This is a genomic window from Microcystis sp. M53603_WE2 (genome assembly GCF_030065435.1).
Window position 1 is genome coordinate 1 of record NZ_JASJFF010000852.1, and the last position, 1,994, is coordinate 1,994.

The window sequence follows — 1,994 nt, forward strand, 5'->3', positions numbered from 1 at the left end:
CAAACTGACCGTGACAAGCAGCACAGTTAATTTGAAAGATTTCGTAACCGCGACTGACATTACCTTGTAGGGATAACACCTCTTTAATGTAGGGATCCGACATCTTAGCCAGATGAAAGGTGATTAAATAGGTGCTAATCAAGAACAAAACCACGATTATAACCATTAAGAATCGATAAAGCCCGAATTTTGGTTTAAATAACTGACTATTCACGAAGGCCGCCGAAGGAAAGGTGAGTTTCTCTTTACATTTTGCAACTTTTTGCCCCAAAATTCCACCGCTCCTGCTAGAGATAGGCAAATGGAGAATAATATAAGACAAAACTGCATCTTTTTCTAACCCTCTAGCAATGAACCTATTAACCAGACTGGAAGATTGGCCCTATATTATCTTACCTATCACCATCATCCTCAGTTTCCTGCTGTTGGGATGGCTCGTAGAACAGCGCGTTGTCAGTCAACTTTTATCGATTGCCAGAGAAAAAAACCTGCGTTTCTCGGAAGGGGTTTTACGTTCCCTTCGTGGATTAAGCATACTTTGGTTCGGACTTTTGGGTTTAAATATTGCCCTCTCCCTTCCCAATCTTCCCCTCTTTCCCTCCCTCATTCTCCTGAGCCAAAAATTGCTGCTAGTGGCTTTTTTAGCTTCGGCTACTTGGGTTGTTGCTCAATTATCCGTGGAAATATTACGAGTTTATACCACGGGAGATGATGGCATTTCTTCCCTAACTTCCCTATTTGAATTTCTCGCCAAAGTTCTGATTTTTAGCTGCGGTTTTTTGCTGATTTTAAGCTCGATTGGCATTTCGATAACTCCCATGCTTACTGCCTTGGGTATTGGGGGTGTTTCCCTCGGTTTAGCTCTCCAAAATACCCTAGCTAATTTAATGTCAGGGATTAATATTATCACTTCCAAAAAAGTTAGACCGGGAGATTATATTGAACTGAGAACGGGAGAAGCTGGTTATGTGCGAGATGTGGATTTAAGATGCACAGTCATCGAAGAAATTACCAATAATCTTTTGGTTATTCCCAATGCTCAGATCATTTCTTCTAGTTTCCGTAACTATAGTTTACCAGATCACTCCCTCCTGGTTCCCGTGGAAGTGGGCATTAGTTACGATAGTGACTTAGAAAAAGTCGAAAAAGTTACCCTAGAAGTCATGCAAGAAATCGCCCAGTTATTGCAACCTAACCTCGGTGACTATCAACCCTTTATTCGTTATCATAAATTCGATTACTATAGCATTGTGCTGACGGTTTATCTCAAGGTGATAGAAGAAGAATTTTTTCAACATCTCACCATTAAACACGAATTTATTAAACTCCTACACCGACGCTATCAGCAAGAAGGAATTAAACTTCCCTATCCAATTCTTTTTCCCTATCCCCCCAGTAATCCCCCTAGTTAACCTCAATTTGCTATCGCAACAAACAATTGAAATGCGCGGAAAACTTACAATTGATAATTCTCCTCAAAAAACTTACGAGTCATCGGTTGGGCAACTTCAATACCGTGGCCTTCTCCTAATAATTCTAGGGGTTTTCCTTCCACTTGAATCCAGACTTTGGCATTGGGATCCTCGGTAGTAGTAGTATAGATGATTTGTGCCAAACGACCGATTAACATATCAGAACCATCATCATTGCCAAACTCCCGCGAGAGATTAATCTTAATTCCCGTTTTATCTACTTTTAAATCCAGTAATTTAGTACCGGGGGGAATAGTAGTCATGTCCTGAGGATTACTTGGACCAGCTAATAGAATCTTCAATACTGCTGTTAACTCTCGGTCGTCGCTATCCGCTTTTTGAACGGTAATTTCTTGGGTGACTAATTGATTACCCGTATCGGTCACTTTTAACCAATAAACCTGTCGAGTTTCCCTAACAGGAATAGCTGCAGGAGTTGCTGTTGGACTTGTCTCCACTGGACCGGGAGAAACCGGTTCAACAATTGGTGATTGACTTATCGGCGCTGGAGTGGGAGATTCA

3 protein-coding genes are annotated in these 1,994 nt (G+C 41.3%); 1 reads left to right on the top strand and 2 read right to left on the bottom strand.

The window, feature by feature from the left end; all coding sequences use genetic code 11:
- Window positions 1–322 (bottom strand): cytochrome c (locus PX481_RS29810; protein ID WP_353852200.1); only part of this gene is annotated, 322 nt, incomplete at its 3' end.
- A 28-nt stretch (window positions 323–350) separates the two neighbouring features.
- Here PX481_RS29810 and PX481_RS18080 point away from each other — a divergent pair.
- Entirely contained in the window at window positions 351–1,412 is a 1,062-nt protein-coding gene (locus PX481_RS18080; protein WP_288095321.1) for a mechanosensitive ion channel family protein, read from the top strand.
- A 44-nt stretch (window positions 1,413–1,456) separates the two neighbouring features.
- Here PX481_RS18080 and PX481_RS18085 read toward each other — a convergent pair.
- The coding region (locus tag PX481_RS18085; RefSeq protein WP_288095323.1) for a GerMN domain-containing protein at window positions 1,457–1,994 on the bottom strand (538 nt) is incomplete at its 5' end.